At 67.4% G+C, this 15,518-nt stretch carries 9 protein-coding genes and 1 pseudogene; 5 read left to right on the top strand and 5 right to left on the bottom strand.

Features of this window, described 5'->3' with window-relative positions:
• Nucleotides 1-29: 29 nt before the first annotated feature.
• Complete coding sequence (locus ACFWHU_RS37090) at nt 30-899, top strand: hypothetical protein (protein WP_385801206.1); 870 nt, start codon at nt 30-32, stop codon at nt 897-899.
• A gap of 48 nt (nt 900-947) precedes the next feature.
• Nucleotides 948-1,166: a hypothetical protein gene (locus ACFWHU_RS37085; protein ID WP_387230593.1), complete on the top strand. Its 219-nt coding sequence runs from the start codon at nt 948-950 to the stop codon at nt 1,164-1,166.
• An 81-nt stretch (nt 1,167-1,247) separates the two neighbouring features.
• Here ACFWHU_RS37085 and ACFWHU_RS37080 read toward each other — a convergent pair whose 3' ends face one another.
• Complete coding sequence (locus ACFWHU_RS37080; protein WP_387230591.1) at nt 1,248-2,759, bottom strand: esterase/lipase family protein; 1,512 nt, start codon at nt 2,757-2,759, stop codon at nt 1,248-1,250.
• Nucleotides 2,760-2,951: 192 nt separating this feature from the next.
• On the opposite strand from ACFWHU_RS37080, the gene ACFWHU_RS37075 reads away from it, so the two are divergent.
• A complete protein-coding gene (locus ACFWHU_RS37075; protein ID WP_385801213.1) occupies nt 2,952-3,137 on the top strand; it encodes a LysM peptidoglycan-binding domain-containing protein in 186 nt (61 codons plus the stop codon).
• Between the two features lie 57 nt (nt 3,138-3,194).
• Here ACFWHU_RS37075 and ACFWHU_RS37070 read toward each other — a convergent pair whose 3' ends face one another.
• Both ACFWHU_RS37070 and ACFWHU_RS37065 read right to left on the bottom strand, forming a co-directional pair.
• Nucleotides 3,195-4,286: a hypothetical protein gene (locus ACFWHU_RS37070; RefSeq protein WP_385801215.1), complete on the bottom strand. Its 1,092-nt coding sequence runs from the start codon at nt 4,284-4,286 to the stop codon at nt 3,195-3,197.
• A gap of 161 nt (nt 4,287-4,447) precedes the next feature.
• Nucleotides 4,448-5,116: pseudogene (locus ACFWHU_RS37065) on the bottom strand (alpha-L-fucosidase); the annotation flags it as partial.
• 217 nt (nt 5,117-5,333) lie between these two features.
• Here ACFWHU_RS37065 and ACFWHU_RS37060 point away from each other — a divergent pair.
• Nucleotides 5,334-7,760: a Helicase associated domain protein gene (locus ACFWHU_RS37060; RefSeq protein WP_387230589.1), complete on the top strand. Its 2,427-nt coding sequence runs from the start codon at nt 5,334-5,336 to the stop codon at nt 7,758-7,760.
• Between the two features lie 697 nt (nt 7,761-8,457).
• Here ACFWHU_RS37060 and ACFWHU_RS37055 read toward each other — a convergent pair.
• Together ACFWHU_RS37055 and ACFWHU_RS37050 are read right to left on the bottom strand one after the other, a co-directional pair.
• Nucleotides 8,458-12,885 carry a trypsin-like peptidase domain-containing protein gene (locus ACFWHU_RS37055; RefSeq protein WP_387230587.1) on the bottom strand — a complete coding sequence of 1,476 codons (4,428 nt, stop codon included), beginning with the start codon at nt 12,883-12,885 and terminating at the stop codon, nt 8,458-8,460.
• Between the two features lie 78 nt (nt 12,886-12,963).
• Nucleotides 12,964-13,392: a CU044_2847 family protein gene (locus tag ACFWHU_RS37050; protein WP_387230585.1), complete on the bottom strand. Its 429-nt coding sequence runs from the start codon at nt 13,390-13,392 to the stop codon at nt 12,964-12,966.
• Nucleotides 13,393-14,385: 993 nt separating this feature from the next.
• On the opposite strand from ACFWHU_RS37050, the gene ACFWHU_RS37045 reads away from it, so the two are divergent.
• On the top strand, nt 14,386-14,658 hold the full coding sequence (locus ACFWHU_RS37045) for a hypothetical protein (RefSeq protein WP_387230583.1): 273 nt from the start codon (nt 14,386-14,388) through the stop codon (nt 14,656-14,658).
• Nucleotides 14,659-15,518 lie beyond the last annotated feature (860 nt).

Genomic DNA, 15,518 nt, shown 5'->3' with positions numbered 1-15,518 from the left:
ACCCAAACCGACCGACCAGGAGCCCAGTCATGCTCGTCACCCAGCTCGCTCTGGTGTCCGAGACTCGCCGGATCACCCCCTCGCAGCTCAACCGGGTGGCCGCCGCCCTGCAGAAACAGGCGATGCGGGACTTCTCCCCGATCTGGAAGATCCCGGCCAGCGTCGACGCCTTCGACAATCTCGATGACGTCCCGGTGGGCTACTGGCCGATGATCGTCAAGGACGACATCAACCAGGAGGGGGCAGCCGGCGTTCACCTCGACAACAATGGCCAGCCCTTCTCCCTCATCGAGTACAGCGACAGCTGGTCGCTCACCGCCAGCCACGAGATGCTGGAGATGCTCGGAGATCCGGGCGGCAACCGCCTGGTCGCCGGCAAGTCCCTGAAACCCGACCAGGGGGTGGTGGAGTACCTGGTGGAGGTCGCCGATCCGTCCGAGGCACCGGAGAACGGCTACACCATCAACGGTCTGCTGATGTCGGACTTCTTCACGCCCAGCTTCTACGACCCGGTCGCGGCACCCGGCGTGCGCTACAGCTTCACCGGCAAGCTGGACGGGCCGCGCAAGATTCTGCCCGGCGGCTACATCAGCTGGCACGACCCGGTCAGTGACCACTGGTGGCAGCAGGTCTGGTTCGGCACCGAAGAGCCCGAGTTCGTCGACCTGGGCCGGCTGACGGCCCGTGCCGGAAGCCTTCGGTCGGCCATCGACTCCCGCACCGGGACGATCTCACGCATCGCCCGCAGTGGTCCGCAGTCCGATCGTTTCGCGGCCGCCCGCTCGTTGACCGCGGCGGCCAAGCAGTCCACGGCCTCCCGGGCCAGTGGATGGCGCAGCCGGATCGACCGGCTACAGGCCGATCCGGTCATCGAGGGCACGTGGGAAGACGCGGAGTAGGAGAATGGAAGCGACGTCGGCATCGGATCGCCTGAGACGGAGGGCACCGTGGCTGGGAACGAGAAGAGCGGCAAGGACCGTGCCGATGAGCTGCACGCACTGATCGACGAGCTCGAAACCGGTACGGATCACCCCGACGCTCCTGCCCCGAAAGGCCCCCGCGGGGAGAGCTTGCGCGAGGCCGTTCACCGTCGGATGCGCGAACTCCGTGCTCGTGGGCATGACTCGAAGGAAGAGCCGCCTCCGGACGACGACGAGTCGACCTGACCGACGAGTCGACGTGAGCTGACTTGATCGCGGCGGCACGCGTGTCGCGGTGCTGAGTCGCCGCCGTCGTACGCGGGCTCTTCAGGCCCAGGGAGTGACGGTGAGCCGGATTCTCGACCCGTCGCCGAGAATCGGCACGGCGGTGGCGGGCAGCGGGATGTCCGCCACCCACACACCGGTGTTCGGGTCCTGGTCGTCGAGGGGCGTGCCCTCGGGTTCGTGCCGGCTGATGGCGCCCGGGATGAGGGAGTTCCAGGTGGCCCAGATCCCGGGACCGCTGTCCGCAGTACCGATGTCGACGACCAGGATGTCGTCGAAGTCGGCGGTCCGTTCGAGATGGTCGCCGAAACTGAGGAACCCATGGTGTTCCCGTAGAGAGAGCACCCGCACATGCAGCGCGTAACGCATTGTCTCGCTGCCCGGCGGTCGGGACAGGTCGCCGCACAGGAATGTCGTGGCCAGCGGGACGGCTCCGTCGGACGTACCGTCGGCCTGCTGGGCGGAGAGCTGGACGGGGCACCAGTGGGAGGCCAGTTGCTCGTGCATCACGATCGGCAGGCCGCGCACCGACAGTTGCACCTCGGCCTGCCAGCTGACGCCGTCTTCCGAAGCGAGTTGATGGTTGACCAGTGCGGCTTCGACCTTCCGGTCGCCGAAGAGGAAACGCCGTAGATTCTGGTACCCCTCCTCGGAGTTGACCAGCCCGTACCGACCGCTGTGGCTGCGGTGCACATAGGCGCGGTGGGTGCCTGGGACACAGGCGTTCTCGATCTGTACGAGCCCGTCGCTTCGCGCGCCGACGGCGGCAGAGGACAGGCCGAGCGCGACCTCGTAGTCCTTCGGGGCGGTCCCCACCAGGCAGAAGACCCGGTGCCGGGGGAAGGCACCGTCGCTCTCGGGCATGTCACGAGGGCTCCAGGAGTCAGGAGGGCCCTGTGGGTCCAGGTCGCTCTCCGGGGTCAGGTATTCGTACATGCGCCGCGGGCCGAAGATGTCCGCTCCGTTGATGCCCGTGACATCTCGAATTTTCTCCAGCAGTCCGAAGCCGACATCGAAGGTGATACCTCCGTGGGGGGTTCCATAGGTGAAGAGCTTGTCCACATAATCCGTCGGGTCGCGATTCAGATCGGGGAGGATCTTCTGGAGGAGGCAGCGGCAGATGAGCCCGCCCATGGAGTGCGCGACGAGATTCACGCGCGGTGCACCGGTCTTGACCCGAAGCTTCTCGACCAGACGCAGCAGGTCCGCCGCCGCGTCCTCCAGCCGGAACTCCTCAGGGTTCCCGCCCCATGTGCTCGCGCACACGTCGTAGAAGCGGTGCACCCAGAGGGTGTTGGACGGAATGTCGTCGTGACTGTCGAGATAAGCCTCCTGGTCGCCCTCGACGAGAATCTGGTAATCCTCGTCGGTATGCAGTCGCAGTAGCGGGCTTTCGAACTGGTAGAAGCTTGGCTGATCGTCCGGGCCGACCCGTACATGGGTGGACCCCTCGTTGAATCCGTAAAAGGGGTCCACGACGGCGGAGTTGATTCCCGAGCTGTCGCCGGCGAATCCCCTCACATAGACGATCGGAAACTTGACCACGTCCGTCATGAGTTCTCCTTCGTGGTTCGACGAGATCGGGGTGGATTCGGAAAGGGGCGCCCACCATCCACCCGTACCGTGCCGCCCCGCTCGACGCACGCCGAAGACACCGAGCGTCACTCACCTGGCTGACGCCGGGCGGCTGCCCCCCGGCCCCTGCCCGACAAGAAGATTGCTCCATTACGGTCTATCGTTTTAAGCATGACGACACAAACGACACACCTCACGCATTACGCGGTCCAGCGCGGTGACACGCTCAGCGCTATCGCCGAGATGTTCGGGACAACGGTCGAGAAGCTCGTCAAGTGGAACCGGATCAAGGATCCGGACCTGATTCATCCGGATCAGCGCCTCATAGTCGCCAAATCGGATACGACAGCGGCATGACCGAGCACTGAGTCCATTCGAGCCTCGCGGCCACCGCGAGGCTCAACGAGTGAAGTTCTACGCCGCCGGGGTCTCCGTATCGCGTTTGCGCTTTCCGGCCTGCTTGCTCGGGCCTCCGACGGAGTTGAGTACGGACTGGCCCTGATTGTCGACGAACACAGTGAAGAGCTGCTGGGCATAGCCGAAAATCGCGGCCCAAGCGATGATCTGCGCCGATGAATCGAGCGCTTGGAGACCGGGGACGAACTCCCCACGCATGAGAAGCAGTCCGAGTACGGCCGTGAGCGCACCGGTCGGAAGTTTCAGCAACGCCAGCGCGACGGGAACGTTGTAGGGCGTGGATGTGCCCCTGATACGTCGCAGTGAGGTGGCTGCGGCAACAGTGGCGGCCACGAGCCCCACGAATTCGACGACGAGGTAATCCCACCGGGATGCCACCGTGGCGTACAGGTCATCGACATCGCCCGGCGCCTCCGGACCTCCTCCGCCGTCGGCGCTCGCGGTGGGACAGACCACTCCCATGCGTTCGGGGTTGAAACAGAGGGGAACTGTCTTCGGTGACAGACCGCCGAGCAGGGCGACCGAAATGGCGACGACTGCCAGAACCGCCGACATGCCGTAGACGATGTAGGCGAAACTGCGGACCCTGAGGGCCTCTTTCAGATGCCCCTGCCGGGCGACAGTCATCGCGTCGACGAGCACTTCCCGTTGGTTGTCGTCAAGGGTTCCCCCCGCTCGGACGGAGAGGGCGATCTCTTCGACCTGCACCCTCCGTTCGTCGGTGACAGGAAGATGCTCCCGGACGTAGGCGACCAGGCCGGACAGCATCGCCTTTACGTCGTCCAGCGGTGACAGGCGCAGCATGAGGCTGTGCGCGGCGTCGTAATGGGTCTGCGCGACCGCCAGGTGGGCCGCCGGGTGTTGCCGAAGATGATCGTGGCGGAGCTGCTCCCTCGCTTCCTTCAGCTCCTTGAAGGCCTGCGCCGCCAGGGGCTGTGCCTCCGCCGGAACCTGTCCCTGGCCTGCCCTGGTCTCAAGGAGCGCTTCCAGCTCACTCACGCGCGAGCGGAGACTTTCCTTCAGCTCCCAGCTTCCCCTTTCGTATCTGCTCATCCTCCTACGCTCCCAGAAACTCAACTTATCTCCCATATGTCGACTATGGTCGCTCCCGCCCCGCTCATACCGCATTTCCCCGCCCTGGGACCGGCCCGCGTCGGTGGCGCTGGCGCCGACTCTGTTCGGACCGCTGGTCGGCGCGGCGCCGCCCCCACGGGGACCGGCCGCACCGCGCGCAGTGCTACGGGTGCCCCTCAGGCCAGGCCCCGCCCCCGGTAGAGGTCGAGTTCGAGGGCGAGTACCGTCGCTTCGGGGTCCACGTCCGAGGCGGGGGAGCGTCCGTCCACAGGACTCCCGGTACGTCGTGCAGGCCGCCGACGAAGCGGTGTGCGAGTTCGGTGCCTGTGCCGGACGGTCACGCGTTTGACCGGCGTACGCAGTCCGCGTACCGCGACGGTCTCCCGGGGTGGGTCGAAACAGACCAGATAGAGGGTTCACCAGCCGGCGGAGAGTGCGCTGTGGCCGCAGCGATGTCCCGCGGGCAGTCCGGCGACGGTGCCGTACACCGCGGGCCGACGTCCAGGAGGAGATTGCCCCCATACCGATGGTCTCGGTGAACTAACACACCAGCCGGCGTACGGACTTGTGGTGGTGGTCGGTGGGCTGGAACCCCCATGAGTCGTTGATCGTCAGACACAACTCCCAAGGCCCGTCGGGGGCTTGGAGCGGGACGCCCTGCTCCGGGGTGGCGTAGTCGCCGTGGCTGAGCATCCGGGCGTTGAGAATGGTCCCCGGGCTTCCCGCGTGGATCAGCGCCGCCAGCTCACCCATCCGCCACTGTCCCTCCGTGCGTTCCCACTCGCCGTCGAACCACAGCAGATCAGGTGCGAACGGTCGACGAGTTCGCCCACCTGGGCGTCGCGGAGGAAGACACCGGCGACCAAGTCTCGGGTGCAGACCTTTGCACCATGTGCGCTGCACAGACTGTCGCTGCGCTGTGGCTGCGGGGCGCCCCGTCGCACGATCTGCACGATGTACGACTTCATGCCCGGCACCACAGCCGGGGGCCACAAGGGCTTGGAGACGAAGCCGGAGGCCCGCTTTGATGTAACGACCACAACGCTGCGTCATGATGGGGGCATGGTCATGCTGGTCGATGCCTCTACCGCCTGTACGCCCCGCAGGCCTGTGCTGCGTTCGGGCCAGGAGCGCGGGCTGGACGCGGCGGTGCGGCACTTGCGGCGCCCGTATACCCGGGCCCTGTTCGTTTCCGCGACCGGTACGGGCAAGACGCTGGTCTCGATCCGCGTCGCGGACGCACTCGCCGCCCGTCTCGTGCTCGTCGTCGTGCCGACTCTGGATCTGGCCGCGCAGACCGCGCTCGCCTGGCGGCGTGACGGGCATACCGGGCACATGGTGATCGTGTCCTCGATGGACGCCTCCGCGCACAGCGCCCTCGCCGCGCACCGTGTCGGCTCCACCAGCGACTCCCAGTCTCTCGCCGCCCTGATGTCGGTGGTGGGGGAGAGGGAGGATCAACTGCCCGCGCTGACGGTGATCTGCACATACGACTCCCTCGACAAGATCGAGGGCACCCAGCACACCCGCTACCGCGTGCCGCCCTTCGACCTCGCGGTCATGGACGAGGCACACCGGATCGCCGGCCGGGCGGACAAGAAATGGGCCGCAGTCAACGACACCGCCCGCATCCGGGCGGACCGCCGCCTCTACATGACGGCCACGCCCCGGAGTTTCGCCGCACCGGACCTTGTCGATTCCGCGGACACCGGCCGCCCCCGGCCCCGCCGGCACACGCCTGAGCCCGGCATGGACGTCTCGGTCAACTCCATGGACAACGAGGCCGTTTACGGAAAGAAGATCTTCGAGTACCCCCTCGCCCAGGCGATCGAGGACGGCGTCGCGGCGGATTACCGCATCGTGGTGCCCACCATCACCGACGACGAGCTGCGCACCCGCCTCAACACCACCATCCCCGGCACGAGCGCTGACAGCCCCGAGACTCAGGATGCGCTGCGGACGACCGCCCTGCACCTGGCCGTCCTGAAGGCCATGTCCGACCACGAACTGCGCCGCGTGCTGGTCTTCTTCCACCTCGTCGAAGACGCCAAGCGTTTCACCCGCCAGCTCGGCCACACCCTGCGCCGGCTGCGGCGGGCAGACCCCCAGGTGTTCCCCGACCTTCAGCCGACGATGTTCTTCGTCCACGGCGACCACACCCCCGACCAACGCGCCCGGATCTTCACCGACTTCGCCGCCTCGACATGCGCGATCCTGACGAACGCAAAAGTAATCGCCGAAGGCGTCGACATCCCGTCCGTCGACGCGGTGGTCTTCGCCGACCCCACCAGCAGCGTCATCCGCTGCGTCCAGGGCCTGGGCCGGGCACTGCGCCTGGACGTGAGCGGCAAGACCGCCAGCCTCATCGTCCCCGTCTACATCCCCCCGGGCGCCGACTCCGAGGACATCCTGGGCACCGCCTACGAGCCGGTATGGGCGATCACCACCGCCCTGGCCAGCCACGACCACCGCATCCTCGAACGCCTCCCGAACAAAGCCAACCGCCTGCCCGCGGAAACCAGCCGGCTCATCGGACACCGGTGGCACTTCGACTTCACCGTCCACCCCGAACGCATCGCCCGCGCCATGGACCTCATCTCCTTCAACCCCCGCAGACCCCTCTCACGCTCCCGCCGCGAAGGCCTGACCGCGGCCCAGGCATTCCACGACCACTACGGCCACCTCGACGTCCCCACCGACCACGTGGACACCGTCGGCTACGAACTCGGCCGCTTCATCACCACCATGCGCGACGCCCACAACACCGGCCGCCTCGAACCCGACCTCACCGCCGAACTCGACACCCTGGGCATGATCTGGGACAAACACCAGGCCGCCTGGCGCGCCCGCATGACCGCGGCCGCCGACTACCACCAAGCCCACGGCCACCTCGCCGCCCCCGCCACCACCCCCACCGGCGCATGGCTCGCCGAACAACGCCACCTCGCCACCAAGAACGCCCTCGACCCCACCCGCGCCGACAACCTGACCGCCCTCGACCCCCACTGGCGCCTGCCCTACGGCCCCGACTGGCACCGCAAATACCACCTGCTGCGCACCCACCTCACCAACGGCACAGACCCCGCCGCGCTCACCCACGACACCCTCCTGGCCGGGGTGAAGATCGGCTCCTGGCTGCACCGCCAACTCACCACCTGGCACACCCTCCACCCCGACCAGCAACACCTGCTCGACTCCCTCGGCCTCACCCCGGCCAGCAACCCGCTCACCCCCGCCGGCCGTACCTGCCGCACCTTCGAACAGACCGTGCAACTCCTGGAACTCTTCCTCCACCGCGAAGGCCGTGCCCCTGCCGCCCGCGAGACGATCCGCGTCGACGGCGACACGGTCAGGATCGGCGCCTGGCTCGCCAAGGCCCGTACCAAGCACCGCGCGGGCCAGCTCCCGGACAACCACGCCCTTCTGGTTGCTGCGCTCTTCGACGGCGACTGGACGACTGAGGACGCCGTCCCGGCTGTTCTGGTGTAACTGGGAGAACCGCGAGGCGACCTGGTTCCCTCGACCGCGCCGACGACACCCAGGCATACGTGACCGGAGTCTGGTGGTCCGCGCTGTCAGAGTGCTGCCACGAGCCGTCGCCTGCGCGGCGGCCGCCGCGCCGGCGACGGCCTGGAGTGGAGGGTCTATCACTCGACGGCATGCTGGGGTGCTTCCCAGTGGGAGGCGGGTTCGTGGGGCCGGCGTGCTTGGACCTGGACGGGCGAGGTCCAAGCCGTAGGTCTCCCAAGTCCGGGTGTCGACGGCCGCGATCCGGTTGCCCAGCCAGAACGGGTGGGACGGCGGCGTCAGACCGATTCGGTTGCGCCGGGCGTTCAACTCACGGGCCCGTGCGGCGGTCTCTCTCGCCTGCGGTGTCCGCTCGGCCCGGTGCGCTGCGACACGCCCAGCACGGCGGCCCTCCGGGTGGAATACCGGTACTCCGCCAGCAGAAACCGCAGACGGGCTTCGGTGCTTGAGGGAACCGGCCGGGTGCGCAACGCGTGCTCCAGCCCCTGCTCGATCTGCCCCACGTCCGCCTCCCCGAGCGGCCGGCCACAAGGCCAGCTTCCTGCGGCCCGTAGCGTCAGTTCGGAGCCCGGGGAGGGCGCCGACGACAGGGCCTGCTGGGGCAGCTACGCCACTGACCGGCCAGAACACCCCGCGGCACCGACAAGACCTTCGCGGATCAGGTGGTACAGATCTTGTCCGGCAGCTGGCCGGGCAGGCCGCGGCGTTCGTCGCCAGTGAGGCCACGGCCGATCACCTTGCACAGGTGCCGCTTCCACAGGATGGGGTCCAGCCGGGTCAGGGAGAGGGGAGATTTCCCCAGCGCATCGAGTGAAGACTCCGGGGCGGGAGAGCCGAACAGTGCCTTGCCGTCCCTGGTGGCAGCGATGACGCGTTGACTCTCGGCGAACTCGTAGGTCTCCCGATACGACGGATCGTCTGCTTTCAGGAAGGTCACAGAACTGTCGGCGGCCAGAAAGTAATGTGCTCCATTGGGGTTGCCCGTTGCCCACTCGCCAGGTCGCAGCGGCTTGGGGAAGGCTGCCACTCGACGTGATTGTTGTCCCGGTTCGACGGACCACAACTCCAGGATGCGTCCCGAGGTCAGTACGGCCATATAGCGCGTGTCCTTGAGGAAGTACGCGGTGAGGAAGTTGTCGGCGAATCGGATGCGGAGGTCTTTCCTCTCCCGGCCTGTTCGCAGGTCGACGGCGTGCAGGTCCGGTTCCTCGCCCACGCTGACCGCCAGGAGACCCGGGTCGCGGTGGGGAGTCACGTGGTATTCCGGCCGGTTTTTGGAAGTAAGCCGCAGGTCCTTCAGATCGATCGAGGAGAGGCGACGCCCCTTGCGGGTGTCCCACTGTTCGACGAGGGAACCAACGACCGTCACGAGCCGATCACCGGGCAGAAAGACGAGGTCAACGGGTTCCAGCTCACCTTTGTCGCCGGGCTCGGAGAAGAGGTCGTCGGGGTCCCAGTCGACGACGGGTGGTTCGGTGGCTGTGGTGAACTCTGACATACGGCGCAAGGAAGGCAGTTGACGGACCGTCACCCGGTTCTTGTCCGACACATCTGCCATCAGCGTCTCGGCCCTGTTGATTGCGATAACCTGTTCCTTGGCTGGCGGTGTCTTGGCCTTGACGGACACTTCGGCTAGGTCGCGGTTGTCGCCCTCGGTCTCCATGACGCGCAGGGAGTCGCCTTTCTCTCCGAGGCGGACGAGCACCGTGCGTCCGTCCCCGAGCAGTCTCGGCACGCCGTAGGCGGTGGCTCCATCGGCGCTCACCAGAGCGTGTCCGGAAACCGAAATGTCGTCCTTGAAAGCCAGGACGGGCTCCTGTTCGGAGCCGAGCAAGGGCAGTTCCGGAGTAACGTCGTATCGGCGTACAGAAGGAGCTATGACTTCTCGTGGTCGATCGTTGCCGTTGGCGTTGACGATTTCCCAGGTGTCTTCGTAGCCGGTCAGGGCAAACCGGTCGCCCTTGGCGTCAAGGACCGTAGTTTCGCACGAGGTGTTGTCGGATCGGTAACTGCGTAGGATCCGCCGGTCCGCCACTCGTATCGTCTGGTACAGGGCGTTGGTCGAGGATTCTCCGTCCCCCTTGTGGCAGGTGATGGCCACGGTTCCGTCCCCCGACACACCGCTGTATTGGCCATCCCTGACGAGACGCTGTCTCGTACCGGTCTGGATGTCGACCGCGTCCATCATCTCGGTCTGGGACGCGGTGGTCCCCATCGCCACCAGCGTGGTGTCGTCGGGGCCGAACCAAATGGACTTGATCCCGGGAATGATCTTCGGTAGGTCGCGCCAGCGCCTCGTCTTCAGATCCCAGACACGCACCGGGAACGTCGTGGACTCGGCCGCTGTTTCGACGAGGTATCGGGAAGTGCGCGAGAAGTCGATCAGCTTACGCTTGTTTCCCCAGTCATCCGGCTTGGCCTTCACCGGCGGACCTTTGATGAGATGTGCAGGCCCCACCGGGTACTTCGCCGTGGGTGTGACATCGTGCCAGACAACAGCTCGGTCCTCATCGCGCACATAGGCGATGCGCCGCCCGTCCACGCTGACCGTGGGCTGCTGGACGTTGGGACGGAGACGGAGGTTGACCTGACGCACCTTGCCGTGCTTCGTACGCAGGAACAGGGTCGCGCGCCGGGTGTCGGAGATCGCCAGAGTCACCGCGCCGTCCGCGCTCATGGCGACGCTGTCGATCTTTCCCTCGACGCCCGACAGGATCCATGCCTTTTCCTTGACCGAGGTGTACCGGCGCAGCAACGCGTTGCGGACTTCCTGCGTCGGGGAGATGTCGTAGCCCGCAATCGCGGCAAGAGCGGCCTGGGCGGGATTGGTGTCGGCCAGTTCGTCCGCCTGCACGGCCAGCGACCTGGACCTGCCTTCCGCTTCCCGCTCCTTGCTCACCCGGGACTCCTGGATGGAGAACACGATCAAAGTGGCGATGAGCGCGAGAGAGAGGCTGCCGCCCGCCCAGGCCCACCGGATGCGCCGCTGCCTGGCACGGTGCTGTTGTTGTATCGCGTGGCGCTGCCGGTCTGCGAGGTCAAGGAAGTCGGTCTCGGCCGCCGTCAGTTCGTCGGTGCGCCCGGCGAGACGGCTCTCGAGGGAGACGAGGTGTACCCCCCGCGGCAGGAGCTCGTCAGCACGCCCCGCTCTCTCCCAGCGTTCTCGGTCGTGCTGCAACTCCGTGCGCGCGGCGAGGAAGTTCCGGTCCTCGCGCACCACTTCGGACAGAGTCGGCCAGGCTGTGATGAGGGCTTCGTGGGCGAGTTCCACACTTTCCGGCACACCGGCCCCGCCGTGGAGCACCAGCAGACGCTCGTCCTTCCCGGCGAACAGCACGGCCAGGCGCCAGCGCTGCTCGCCGGCCTCCGCCCGGGTCAGCACCCGCCGCAGCGCGGGGGCGCCGCTGCCCGGCACCACGCGCACCAGTCCGGCGAGGAGCCGCCGCGCGTGCGTGACGGCATCCATGAGGTCAGGGGTCTCCGGGGCGTCTGCGGGGTCCGGGGAGCCGGTCTCGGTCACGGACGGGACGTATTTCCGCCATGCCTCCTCCGCGTGCCTGCGCAGTGCGCCGGAGACGCCGCCGGCCCTCTCGTACGCCTCGACCCTCAGGCGGCCGCCCGACTGTTCCTCCCACAGGTGCCGCAGGACGAAGCCGAGGAGGGGAAGGGCACCGGGCTCACTGCCGGCGTCCTCGAGGATGCGGCGTGCCAGCCCCGGTTCGTAGGAGACACCGGGCACGCGGTCCACAGGGCGGGTGATGACGGCGTGGAACTGCTCCCGGGTCATCGGGGTCAGCGGCAGGACGGCTCCCCGTTTCAGCACCGGGCCGAGGTGCTCGTGGCTGAGGGCGGCGTCAATGAAGTCGGCGCGCAAGGTGAGCAGCACCCGCATCCCGGCGGTGCGCCGGGCGGGGAACAGCACCGACAAGAGGGCCGTGAGGTCCCCCTCGGGCAGGTCGAGCAGAGCCTCAGCCTGGTCCAGTACGACGAGGAGGTCTGTGGTGGCACTGCCGGTGAGCCGGTGAACGGTGTCCGCGAGGCCTGCCCCGGTCAGCCAGGCGACGACCCGCTCGATTCTGATTGCGCGCGGTGGCCCGAACCGTTCCTGGCGTGCCAGTTCGAGGAGCTCGAACGCCAGGGCGCCCACCGGACGGGAGGTGCGGCCGCAGTGGACGACCACCACCTCGTGGCCGGCACGGCGCATCACGGGCGCCACCCCCGCGAGGGCGAGAGAAGACTTGCCGCACCCCGAGGGTCCGCACAACGTCACCGCTGTACGGTCACCGCGCAGTGCGGCGACCACGGTCTCCGTGTCCTCCTCACGGCCGAAAAAGACCTCGGCGTCCTCCTCACGGAAGGGCTCCAGGCCACGGAAGGGTGTCGGGGCGAGGAACGCCTCGGCGAGGACAGGGAGCTCGTCGGCGAGCGCCCCGAGGTGCAGCATGTACGCCTGCTGGTCGTCCCGTACCGACTCTGCGGCCACGATCATGCCGACGACGGCGCCGAGGGCGTTGTCCCAGACCGGGCTGCCGCTGAAACCGCCGGTGACACGGACCGTCTGCCCATCGGCCCGGGACAGCTGTACCCAGCCCTTCCCGGCAGGGCCGAGGAGGCTGCCCCGCTGCCACACGGGCCGGTCGGAGTGCCCGGTGAAGCCGACGATGCGGGACCCGTGTTCCCACAGACGCCGGGACAGGCTGGTCGGCAGCGGGCGTGCCCCCGGTGCCGGTGCGAGCAGACGAAGCACGGCCACATCGCCGCTCCGGTCCTCCCGGATCGGCACCCAGTGCGTCACCTCTGCTTCGATGTCGTGCCCCGGGGCTCCTGGCCCTGCGAGGAGCGGCATGTCGAGGGTGACGCGGGCCCCGGGGAGCACCTCGGTGTCGCGGGGTTTCCCGAGCGCGTCGCACACCACATGGGCGCAGGTGAGGACCAGCCCGTCGCCGACGAGGAATCCCGTACCGGCAGAGTCGCCGTGCCCGTCCTGGAGGCGGACCGTCCCGGAGGCGAGGACAGTATCGGCGTCCTCGTGTTCACTGTGCCCGGCTCCGGCCGTAGTTCGGCCGGCTTCGTCGTGGTCGTACACGAGGCCTCCTCGGTGCGGTGAGGGGAGCGGGAGGGTGCTGGCAGTGCGACGGCGGATCCCGACCCGCCCCTGCGGGACTCAGCCCCCGGAAGCGGGGCCGCCCGCCGGGCTCTGGCCCGCGGACTCCGGGCCGGGTGCGGTTTCCGATGCCGCGTCCATACCGGCGGGGCTGCTGTGCCGGGTGAGGCTGACGGAGAAGTTGGCCTCCGCAGAAGAGCCCGCGACGAGAACCTTCGCGTCGGCGGAGAGCGACATGCCGAATTCGAGGGTCGCCTCGTCCGGCGGCCGGAGCATGCCATGGCAGCGGCCGACGAAGGCGTCCGCGACCGGCCGTACAACATCCAGCATCTGTTCCAGGGACTGCTCCGCCCGGGCGACGGCACGGCTGCCGCGTCCAACGCGCACGACATCCTCCCTGGCGTCGTTCACCTGCACTCGTACGACCTCGCCACCGCTCCCCAGCGGCACGTCGACCACATACACGGCTTGACCTTCCGACAGCGGCATGACGTCTCCGGATCGTGAACTGAACCTCGGCACAGGCGAGTTAGGCGGCTCGAGAGGTGCACGGAGACGTTACCCGGCGGTGTGCCGAGGAGTCACGGGGCCAACCAGGGCGGTGTGTCGGCGTCCAAGTACCTCTGTCCGGGACCACGAACCCGGCCCGGTGCGGTTTTGATACCGGATACGAGATGGAGCAGTGCACCACCACAGAAGTTGAGCCAGAACCCATTCTCGTGAACGAAGCCACCCGTTCTTGCCGAACCGCTCGGTCGCTGACCGACGATCGGCGCCTGAACGGCGACGGCGATCGATCGCCTGGCTCCACCATGGCGGGCGGCGATATGAGGTGGTGAGCTGACGGCGGGGGCCGGGGCAGTCAGGAAGGTATCACTCTCGAATCCGGATTCCCAGAAACTTTTTCAATAAGGAAACGCTACCCATTGAGCAGGTACACCCCCTGCGGAACTCTGATGCACAGGGCTATTACTCGACCAACAAGGCATGGCCCGCGAGAGGTGAAGCCGGAAAGGCGGCGCAGGAGGATTGAAGCAGACCATGAACGAGTCCGGGCAGACTGGTGTCACGGGCAGGCGCAGCACACGGAAGCGGACACTGACGGTCGACGGGTAAAGGTTCGAGGTCACCGGCCGTCCCGGTGAGCCGGGCACGTACGACTTCGTCTGGCTGTCGGGTCCCAACCCCGAGCACGGCTTCACCTCCGCGGTGCATCCGGCCGTAGCCCTGAGCGTTACGGAACTGGAGGAATCGGTACGGGACTTCCTCACGCAGGTCGATCTTGTCACCGGGCACATCGAATAGCCTTCTGTCCCTGAGAGTGAGTAACTCCGGCCCCACATTGCCCAGCTGCAGGGGCTCGGAGGTGAAGCGGGAGGACCCGGCGCCCCTGCGCGCGGGGAAATCACAGGACGATGAGTGCTCTCTTCCGGTGAAGTTGATCCGACGTCTGTTCCGGGCGGGTGGGGGTACCGGGCGGGTATGGCCTCGATGAAGCGTGTGCGTGTTGCTCTTGCTCCCCGTACCGTGCGGCAGCTGCGCCGTGTCCGTTCGGTATATCTGGTCGGGATGATGCTGTCCGTACTGGGCCTGGTCCTGCAGTCGGGCAGGGAGGGCAGCGGCCGGCAGTCGGAGATTGCCGGTGTCCTGGTGGTGGTGTTCACCGTGCTGCTCGGGCTGGCGGTGGTTCAGCTGTGGCGGCATCAGAGGGCGGCTCACTGCAGTACGGCCAAAAAGCTGACCCGCTCCGCCTGAGCTCACAAGCCTCTGGACACAGCCGCCTGTATGAAATACCTCGGGGTACGCGACTGGTATGGGTTCCCGGACGCGTTACCCGTTGCCTGAGAGTGAAGCCCGCCAACTGCGTTGGGTCCGCTGGCTTTTTGTTGCGGCTTCGGTACTGGTCATCCTCGCTCTGATGCTGAATCTGTCCGTGGGGGATTTCGGGCAGTGGAATTGGAAGCTGTGGGGCCAGCTGGCAGGGGCAGTTCTGTTCCCGGCACAGGGGGTTTGGGCGTTCAGGAAGCTGCGCCACCATGAAGCCAGCCTGGCCGGCGGGGGGAGTGGTCACAGTGCGTGAGTCGTATCCCCTTGCCCTGGAGCGGGCGGAGAGTTTGCGCACCATGCGTTGGGTTCAGGCCGGGGTGGCTGTTCTGATGCTGGCATGGTGCATTGCCACCGTGGTGCGGGGGAGTACGGCACAGCCGGGTTCCGCCTGTGGGCCCCACTGGCCTGCACGGTTGTATGGCCGGTCCTGGCAGCACAGAGCTTCCGGCGCCTGAACCGCCATGAGGCTTCACTCACTCCCGGCGACCACCCTTCCCCGTAGCCAGCCCGGCCCGCGAAGCGGGCCGCAAGGGCTTGGAGGCGAAGCCGGAAAGACCCGGCAGGGGAGCGAAGCGGACCTGCCGCAAGGGCGCGCAGCGCCCGCCCGCAGTCCCTTCCCAAGGCCCAAGCGAAGCGCGGGCCTTGGGAAGGGACTGCGGGCCGACCCTCGCGAAGCGAGGGCAACCCCGTTGCGAAGCAACGGGGTTCACGGGGAAGCGAAGCGCCCCCGCCTCCCGCCGAGCGAAGCGAGGCGGTTCGATTCCACAGCGCGCAGCGCCTGTCTCTTA

This window comes from Streptomyces sp. NPDC060366 (genome assembly GCF_042725135.1).
Classification (GTDB): Bacteria; Actinomycetota; Actinomycetes; order Streptomycetales; family Streptomycetaceae; genus Streptomyces.
The sequence above is the reverse complement of the archived record's forward strand: the minus strand, read 5'-3'. Positions and strand labels throughout refer to the sequence as shown.

Coding starts and splice junctions, on each gene's coding strand:
- ACFWHU_RS37090 (WP_385801206.1), top strand. CDS start 30: ATGCTCGTCACCCAGCTCGCTCTGGTGTCCGAGACTCGCCGGATCACC.
- ACFWHU_RS37080 (WP_387230591.1), bottom strand. CDS start 2,759: ATGACGGACGTGGTCAAGTTTCCGATCGTCTATGTGAGGGGATTCGCC.
- ACFWHU_RS37075 (WP_385801213.1), top strand. CDS start 2,952: ATGACGACACAAACGACACACCTCACGCATTACGCGGTCCAGCGCGGT.
- ACFWHU_RS37070 (WP_385801215.1), bottom strand. CDS start 4,286: ATGGGAGATAAGTTGAGTTTCTGGGAGCGTAGGAGGATGAGCAGATAC.
- ACFWHU_RS37060 (WP_387230589.1), top strand. CDS start 5,334: ATGGTCATGCTGGTCGATGCCTCTACCGCCTGTACGCCCCGCAGGCCT.
- ACFWHU_RS37050 (WP_387230585.1), bottom strand. CDS start 13,392: ATGCCGCTGTCGGAAGGTCAAGCCGTGTATGTGGTCGACGTGCCGCTG.
- ACFWHU_RS37045 (WP_387230583.1), top strand. CDS start 14,386: ATGGCCTCGATGAAGCGTGTGCGTGTTGCTCTTGCTCCCCGTACCGTG.